This window comes from Zhongshania sp. (assembly GCF_041584495.1).
Lineage (GTDB): Bacteria > Pseudomonadota > Gammaproteobacteria > Pseudomonadales > Spongiibacteraceae > Spongiibacter.
Genome location: NZ_JBFHDY010000034.1, coordinates 23,206 through 30,368, shown reverse-complemented (window position 1 = coordinate 30,368; position 7,163 = coordinate 23,206). Strand labels below are relative to the sequence as shown.

The 7,163-nt window shown below is 53.3% G+C and carries 8 protein-coding genes and 1 pseudogene; 5 read left to right on the top strand and 4 right to left on the bottom strand.

Annotated features, from left to right (window positions below; genetic code table 11):
- Positions 1-78: 78 nt before the first annotated feature.
- Positions 79-309, bottom strand: a pseudogene (locus ABYP33_RS08060) (transposase); the annotation flags it as partial.
- Entirely contained in the window at positions 288-602 is a 315-nt protein-coding gene (gene cyaY / locus ABYP33_RS08055; protein ID WP_373090238.1) for an iron donor protein CyaY, read from the bottom strand. The pseudogene ABYP33_RS08060 and the gene cyaY, both read right to left, overlap by 22 nt.
- A gap of 60 nt (positions 603-662) precedes the next feature.
- Here cyaY and ABYP33_RS08050 point away from each other — a divergent pair, with 60 nt between their 5' ends.
- The 4 genes from ABYP33_RS08050 (at position 663) to ABYP33_RS08035 (ending at position 3,790) form a co-directional block, all read left to right on the top strand.
- Positions 663-875: a lipoprotein gene (locus ABYP33_RS08050; protein ID WP_373090237.1), complete on the top strand. Its 213-nt coding sequence runs from the start codon at positions 663-665 to the stop codon at positions 873-875.
- 11 nt (positions 876-886) lie between these two features.
- The gene (lysA, locus tag ABYP33_RS08045) at positions 887-2,134 is read left to right on the top strand and encodes a diaminopimelate decarboxylase (protein WP_373090236.1); all 1,248 of its coding nucleotides are present in this window, start codon (positions 887-889) and stop codon (positions 2,132-2,134) included.
- Between the two features lie 112 nt (positions 2,135-2,246).
- On the top strand, positions 2,247-3,077 hold the full coding sequence (dapF, locus tag ABYP33_RS08040; protein ID WP_373090234.1) for a diaminopimelate epimerase: 831 nt from the start codon (positions 2,247-2,249) through the stop codon (positions 3,075-3,077).
- An 8-nt stretch (positions 3,078-3,085) separates the two neighbouring features.
- Positions 3,086-3,790: a DUF484 family protein gene (locus tag ABYP33_RS08035; protein ID WP_373090233.1), complete on the top strand. Its 705-nt coding sequence runs from the start codon at positions 3,086-3,088 to the stop codon at positions 3,788-3,790.
- A 222-nt stretch (positions 3,791-4,012) separates the two neighbouring features.
- On the opposite strand, the gene ABYP33_RS08030 is transcribed toward ABYP33_RS08035, so the two are convergent.
- Both ABYP33_RS08030 and serA read right to left on the bottom strand, forming a co-directional pair.
- On the bottom strand, positions 4,013-4,384 hold the full coding sequence (locus tag ABYP33_RS08030) for a hypothetical protein (protein WP_373090232.1): 372 nt from the start codon (positions 4,382-4,384) through the stop codon (positions 4,013-4,015).
- 47 nt (positions 4,385-4,431) lie between these two features.
- Positions 4,432-5,658: a phosphoglycerate dehydrogenase gene (gene serA, locus ABYP33_RS08025; protein WP_373090231.1), complete on the bottom strand. Its 1,227-nt coding sequence runs from the start codon at positions 5,656-5,658 to the stop codon at positions 4,432-4,434.
- Between the two features lie 92 nt (positions 5,659-5,750).
- Here serA and ABYP33_RS08020 point away from each other — a divergent pair, with 92 nt between their 5' ends.
- Positions 5,751-7,160 (top strand): FAD-binding oxidoreductase, encoded by a 1,410-nt coding sequence (locus ABYP33_RS08020; protein ID WP_373090230.1) that lies wholly within the window; start codon positions 5,751-5,753, stop codon positions 7,158-7,160.
- The last annotated feature ends 3 nt before the right edge of the window (positions 7,161-7,163 follow it).

Below are 7,163 nucleotides of genomic sequence, written 5' to 3'. Positions count from 1 at the left end.
CTGGAAGGCCGCTGAGGCCAGCAATCTGGCGCAGTCGGTTAGACTGCGGTCAGTGCCTTCGGCCTTGCGGTATAACCACAGCAACACATACGCAATGATCGCGATGTAAATCTGGGTTTTGACCGCATTTTCACTGCGCCCAAGGAATCGCTTAATCTTTAAGTTTTGTTTCAACCACTTAAAGAACAGCTCTATTTGCCAACGCCGCTTATAGAGCGCAGCTATTTCCTCTGCAGTTCGCGCAAAGTCATTCGTCAGCAACACGAGCAATGATTTTCGCGTCCGGCTCACCTCAAAACCAATTCTTCGCCTATTTGCTCTAGGCTTATTTTCGCTAACATCTGGGCTAAGCTTTGCTCGGTGCGCTGGCAGTACCACTGCCCGTCAACCCAGCTGTAGTGAAATCCACCTGACCGTGCTGCCAGCCACAATTCGCGGCTGGCGCTTTGGCGGCTAAAGATCATCGCGCTGCCATCCGGTGCTTTTAGGGTGAGTACACCGCCGCTAATTTCGCAGTCTACGTCAGCCTCTAGTTCATCGACGGCGTCTTCGATAGCAACATACAGTTCGTCGATATTGTCGTTAAACTCTACTTCATTCATATTGGGCTTGGTTTCCTGATCGCGGCTGGTTCGCGGCAGTATACTAAGCTCGGCCAGCTTATGACCACAGTCGACCAGCCCGCTGGTGTGTTATTCATTCACTCCCTAGGTATAATGCGCGCCTCAGTCAATTTTGAGGATGACACCGTGGCCGCTTTTCGTATTGCAGTGCTTTGCCTTGGCTTTTTAATTGCCGCCTGCGGGCAAACAGGGCCGCTGGTACTACCTGAAAAAAATGACGCCCCAACCAATGCCCGCGCGCAGTCTAAGTAGAGAACGCTTTCATGACGCCTTTTCAGTATATTCACGGCGAGCTTCACGCCGAGTCCGTTGCCCTCAGCAGTATTGCTCAGCAGTTCGGCAGCCCTTGCTATGTGTATTCTCGCGCGTATTTAGAGCAACGCTTTACTGAGTACACCGCGGCATTGGCAGGCCAAGATCACTTGGTCTGTTACGCAGTTAAAGCCAACTCCAATATTGCGGTACTTAATGTCTTGGCCCGTCTGGGCGCAGGTTTTGATATTGTTTCTGTTGGTGAGCTGGAGCGAGTTCTGGCGGCGGGTGGTAAAGCCGAGCGTATTGTTTTTTCTGGTGTGGGCAAGACCGCTGCTGAAATGCGCCGTGCCTTAGAAGTGGGTATTCACTGCTTTAATGTGGAATCAGAAGCTGAGTTGGAGCGTCTTAACCAGGTTGCCACGGATATGGGTGTTAGCGCCCCTATTTCCATTCGGGTAAACCCCGATGTGGATGCCAAAACCCACCCCTATATTTCGACCGGCCTGAAAGACAATAAGTTTGGCATTGATATCGCGCGGGCCCCCGAGGTTTATCGCCGCGCCGCGCGTCTGAGCAATATCACCATCAAAGGGGTGGACTGCCATATCGGCTCACAGCTGATCGATACCAGCCCATTCCTTGACGCCCTCGACCGCGTGCTCAGCCTGGTCGACACCCTGGCGGCGATGGATATCACCATCTCCCACCTCGATTTAGGCGGTGGTCTGGGGGTTCGCTATCGCGATGAAGTCGCACCGCTTACTGGCGAGTATATCGCTGCGATACGTGCCCGTTTGGGCGAGCGCAAAGTAACCTTGATGTTTGAACCCGGGCGTTCGATAACCGCCAATGCGGGTGTGTTGCTGACCACGGTTGAATATTTAAAGTTAAATGAGCATAAAAATTTCGCGATTATCGACGCCGCCATGAACGACATGATCCGGCCCGCTTTGTACGAGGCATGGATGGAGTTATTGGCGGTAAAACCCCGCAATGAGGGCGTTTTACGCACATACGACTTTGTTGGGCCAGTCTGCGAAACCGGTGACTTTCTTGCCAAAGAGCGTGAATTACGTATTGCCGAAGGCGATTTGCTCGCGCTGGCGTCTAGCGGTGCCTATGGATTTACCATGAGTTCCAATTACAATAGCCGAGGACGCGCGGCGGAAGTGATGGTAGACGGCGATCAATGTCACCTTATTCGCGCCCGCGAAACTGTCACCGACCTGATGCGTGGTGAAGCTGTGTTGCCCTGAGGGGCCACGATCCGATAGCCGCACTGCGGCTGCATTGGACGCCTCCTCGTACTTAGCAACCCGCCCGCATCGTTAACCGCGCCACCGGTGAGGCGCACCACAGGGTTTTGCGATGCAGTTACGTTTTACCAAAATGCATGGCCTGGGTAATGATTTTGTCGTTATCGATCTCATCACCCAGCGCTTTAAGCTCAAGCCGCACCATATTCGTAAAATTGCCGACCGGCATTTTGGGATTGGTTGCGACCAAGTTCTTGCGGTGGAAATCCCCACCCAGCCCGACGTCGATTTTCGCTATCGTATCTACAATGCCGAAGGCAGTGAAGTTGAGCAGTGCGGCAATGGCGCGCGCTGTTTTGCCCGCTATATCCGCGACAAACGCCTTACCGGCAAAGAGCGAATTAAGGTAGAGACCCTCGCTGGAATCATCGAGCTTGAGGTAACCGAAAACCGCCATGTGCGCGTTGATATGGGCGCCCCGGTGCTCGACCCCAAACGCATCCCCTTTACAGCAGAAAGCCAAGCGGCGGACTACCTCTTGGCAATAAATGGGGTGGAATGGCGGGTTGGCGCGGTTTCCATGGGCAATCCCCACGTCATTCTACCCGTTGATGATGTCGACACCGCGCCGGTGGCCGACGTCGGTCCTATTGCCGAGCAACATTCGCGCTTCCCGCAGCGGGTCAACGTCGGCTTTATGCAAATTGTCGGTCGCGACACCATTAAGCTGAGGGTGTTTGAGCGCGGCGTGGGTGAAACCCTCGCCTGCGGTACCGGTGCCTGCGCCGCCGTGGTTAGCGGTATTGTGCAAGGCAAGCTAAACCCCGAAGTGACCGTGCACCTGCCCGGTGGTAGTTTGAGTATAGAGTGGCAAGGCGCGGGCCAGCCCGTTATCATGACCGGCCCCGCCACGACCGTTTTCGAAGGCCAGATACAAATATAGGATCGCCTGTGGACAGTGCACCCCCCCAAAAAGATGGTCTACCCAGCGAGAGTGAAGTTGCCCGCTATTTACGCAACCACCCCGGCTTCTTTCTCAACAACGAAGACATTTTGTCTGAATTAAAGCTGACCCACCAAACCGGTAAAGTCGTTAACTTGGCCGAACGTCAGGTTGAGATTCTGCGCGAACGCAATATGGACATGCGCAGCCGTCTCAGTAAATTGCTCGACAATGCGACCCGCAACGACCAGTTATTTGAGCGCAGTAAAAATCTTATTTTGACCTTAATTGAGTCAAAGCGCGCCGAAGAGCTAAGCAACAACCTCTGCCGCAACTTAGTTAGCGACTTCGAAGGCATCGACTACGCCAGCTTGATCTTATTTGCCGACCCCAATCGGGTTGGCGGCAGTGTACTTCGCGTCGTTAGCCCCGAGCAGGCGCAGCAACAAATTGGCAGCTTACTGCGGGGTAAAAAGGCAATTTGCGGGGTACTCCGCCCCGAAGAACTGAGTTTTTTGTTTGGCCAGCATGCCGACCACATTGGCTCAGCCGCCTTAATGCCAGTGCAGGCCGGCAACATCGACGGCGTGATTGCGATTGCCAGCAAAAACCCCCAGCATTTTAAATCCAGCATGGGCACGCTGTTTCTAGAATTCATTGCCGAGGTAGTGAATCGTTGCCTGCCTAAACTGATGAAGGGGCCGTTTCTATAAAGAGATGCTAAGGCATTCGCTCGCTACGCTCACATGGTTTCCTGACTGCGCAAGGATGACGAGGTGAACTCATCCCGTCACTCTCGAGCACGGTTGGCGGCAGAACACGCCACACTAAATCAACCGTTACGCCTGCGAAGGCAGGCGTCCATCTCACTATGAAGCTGGTATTGCTCAGAGCGCATACGAATTAAAGTGCGAGAAACGGTTTTAGCGCCTCACTCAACCCACCGACGGCGGTGTGGTATTCGCCACCCACTCCCACCACTGGTGCTCGCCTTCCGGCTTGTCCGTATCTTGGCAGCGATGCACATCCCACGTTACTAGGTAATCTGGGTTGCTAAGTGCTTCGCCGTCGCCAGTTTTGTAATTACCCGCGGGGGCAATAAACCAAGGCGCGGTTGAGGAGGGAATAGTGAATTCTTGTTCATCACTCTGGCGCAGGGTAATGCCGTCTTTGGCGGTTACCCGCACCACAGTGCCAGCCAGCATGCGCTGCTGCAGGGTGTCGCCATTGATATCGTAATAGCTGATGCCGACCAGCGCGCGTTTGTTGAGCAGAGTGGCGAGTTCGGCGTTTAAAATATCAGACATAAATGGCGTTGCCCTTGCAGTTTCTGTCGCTTAGCGGGATAGGTGGTTTAGAACAATACGCGGCAGCGAATAGTACCTTTCACGTCTAGCAATTTCTCTACCGCAAACTCGCTAGAGGCTTCATCTATATCGATAACCACGTAACCAATTTTTTCGCTGGTTTGCAGATACTGGCTGGCGATATTGATGTTGTTTTCAGAGAAAATCTGGTTAATTGCGCTGAGTATGCCGGGCACATTGTGGTGAATGTGCAGAATGCGATGCTTGCCGGGGTGAGCTGGTAACGCCACTTCAGGGAAGTTAACTGATGAGGTGCTGGTGCCGTTGTCTGAGTATTTTACCAGCTTATCGGCGACTTCCATGCCGATATTCAGCTGCGCTTCAACGGTAGAACCGCCAACATGGGGTGTTAAAAACACATTGTCGAATTCGCGCAGTGGTGAGATGAACTCGTCGTTATTGCTGCGTGGCTCTTCGGGGAATACATCAATGGCGGCGCCAGCGAGCTTGTTGTCACCCAAGGCGTTCACCAGTGCGTCGATGTCGACGACGGTACCGCGAGCGGCGTTGATTAAAATCGCGCCAGTTTTCATTTGGGCAAACTGATCTGCGCCCATCATCATCTGGGTCGATACGGTTTCTGGCACGTGCAGGGTGACAATGTCAGAGGTCGCTAATAGTTCGCCCATGCTAACTTGGCTGGCGTTGCCCAGTGGCAGCTTATTAACCACGTCGGTAAAGCACACTTCCATGCCCAAGCTTTCGGCGATAACCGACAGCTGCATACCAATTGAGCCGTAGCCGATAATACCAAGGCGCTTGCCGCGGATTTCGTAGGAGCCAACCGCAGTTTTCATCCACTTACCGCGATGGGCCGCGGCGTTTTTCTCGGCTAGGCCACGCATTAACAGAATCGCTTCGGCAATCACCAGTTCGGCAACTGAGCGAGTGTTGGAGAAGGGGGCATTGAATACTGCAATACCACGCTCGGTAGCGGCTTGCAGGTCAACCTGGTTGGTGCCGATGCAAAAACAACCTACGGCAATCAGCTTTTTCGCTTGATCTAACACTTCAGCGGTGAGCTGGGTGCGCGAGCGAATGCCAACAAAATGGGCGTCAGCAATTTTTTGCTTTAGCTCTTCGTCGGGCAGGGCCTTTTGGTAGTAGTCGATATTGGTATAGCCGGCCGCGTGTAGGGCATCGACAGCGGACTGGTGAAGCCCTTCCAATAGCAGGAATTTGATTTTGGCTTTGTCGAGGGATGTTTTTGCCATGAATTTGCTAGCCCCACTCTGAGGTAAAGTGAAAGCGCAGTATGTTATCATATTCCACTTTCCCAAGTGCGATTCTGAGAGGCATTTTTACCATGTCGGCGAGCCAAATACCGTCCTCTGCTAGCGTAATTAAAGACTTACAAGCCATTGTGGGCGAGGACAAGGTCCGCAGCGATGCTGAAATCCTGCTCAGCCACGGTCGCGACTGGACTAAAGTCCACACTCCAGCGCCCTTGGCGGTGGTTTTCCCCCGCACGGTGGCGGAGGTGCAGGCCATTGTTAAACTGGCTAATACCCTAGAGTTTGCCATTGTGCCCTCGGGCGGCCGCACTGGCCTGAGTGGTGGCGCCGTTGCCGCTAACGGCGAAGTGGTGGTGTCCTTTGACTATATGAGCCATATTAGCGATTTCGATCCCATAGATCGCACCGTGGTTTGTCAGGCTGGCGTGATCACCGAGCAGTTACAGGACTTCGCAGAAGATCGCGGCCTGTTTTACCCAGTAGACTTCGCCTCGGCGGGTTCTTCGCAGATTGGCGGCAATATCGCGACCAATGCCGGCGGCATTAAGGTGATTCGTTACGGCATGACCCGCGACTGGGTAGCGGGTTTGAAAGTAGTGACCGGCAATGGCGATTTGTTGGAATTGAATCGCGGTCTGCTTAAAAACAATGCTGGCTACGACCTTCGGCAACTCTTTATTGGCGCAGAGGGCACCTTGGGGCTGATTGTGGAGGCCACCATGCAGCTGACCCGCCAGCCCAAAAATCTCACTGCCTTTGTGTTGGGAGTCGAAGATTTTAACGGCATTATGAATTTGTTTAATCGCTTTCAGGCCGAGATGGATCTGACCGCCTTTGAGTTCTTCTCCGAGCAAGCCCTGCAAAAAGTGGTCGCCCACAGCAAAGTGCCGCGGCCCTTTGAGTCGGTCTGCCCGTATTACGCGCTGCTGGAATTCGAGTGCCTTAACGATGAGGTTGAGGCGCAGGCTATGGCCCTGTTTGAAACCTGCGTGGAAGAGGGCTGGGTTAGCGACGGGGTGATGAGCCAAAGCATAGAGCAGCTTAAAAATTTGTGGCGCCTGCGCGAGGACATTTCCGAGACCATTTCGAAGTGGACGCCCTATAAAAACGATATTTCCACCGTGATTTCAAAGGTGCCGGATTTCCTTGAGGCCGTCGAGAAGCTGGTAACCGCGCAGTACCCCGATTTTGAAATTATTTGGTTCGGCCATATCGGCGACGGTAATCTGCACCTGAATATCCTCAAGCCCGATGATTTGGATAAAGAAACTTTCTTTGCTCAGTGCGCGAAGGTCAGTGTTGGGGTGTTTGAAATTGTCGAGAAATTTGGCGGCAGCGTGTCGGCGGAGCACGGAGTGGGCTTGTTGAAAAAAGATTATTTGACTTACTCGCGCTCAGAGACAGAAATTGCCTTAATGCGTCAAGTGAGGCAGATATTCGACCCGAAAGGCTTGATGAACCCTGGCAAAATATTCGATTAAGGC

Excerpts from the sequence above, each read along its gene's own strand:
- cyaY (WP_373090238.1), bottom strand. The coding sequence starts at position 602 with ATGAATGAAGTAGAGTTTAACGACAATATCGACGAACTGTATGTTGCT.
- ABYP33_RS08050 (WP_373090237.1), top strand. The coding sequence starts at position 663 with ATGACCACAGTCGACCAGCCCGCTGGTGTGTTATTCATTCACTCCCTA.
- lysA (WP_373090236.1), top strand. The coding sequence starts at position 887 with ATGACGCCTTTTCAGTATATTCACGGCGAGCTTCACGCCGAGTCCGTT.
- dapF (WP_373090234.1), top strand. The coding sequence starts at position 2,247 with ATGCAGTTACGTTTTACCAAAATGCATGGCCTGGGTAATGATTTTGTC.
- ABYP33_RS08030 (WP_373090232.1), bottom strand. The coding sequence starts at position 4,384 with ATGTCTGATATTTTAAACGCCGAACTCGCCACTCTGCTCAACAAACGC.
- serA (WP_373090231.1), bottom strand. The coding sequence starts at position 5,658 with ATGGCAAAAACATCCCTCGACAAAGCCAAAATCAAATTCCTGCTATTG.
- ABYP33_RS08020 (WP_373090230.1), top strand. The coding sequence starts at position 5,751 with ATGTCGGCGAGCCAAATACCGTCCTCTGCTAGCGTAATTAAAGACTTA.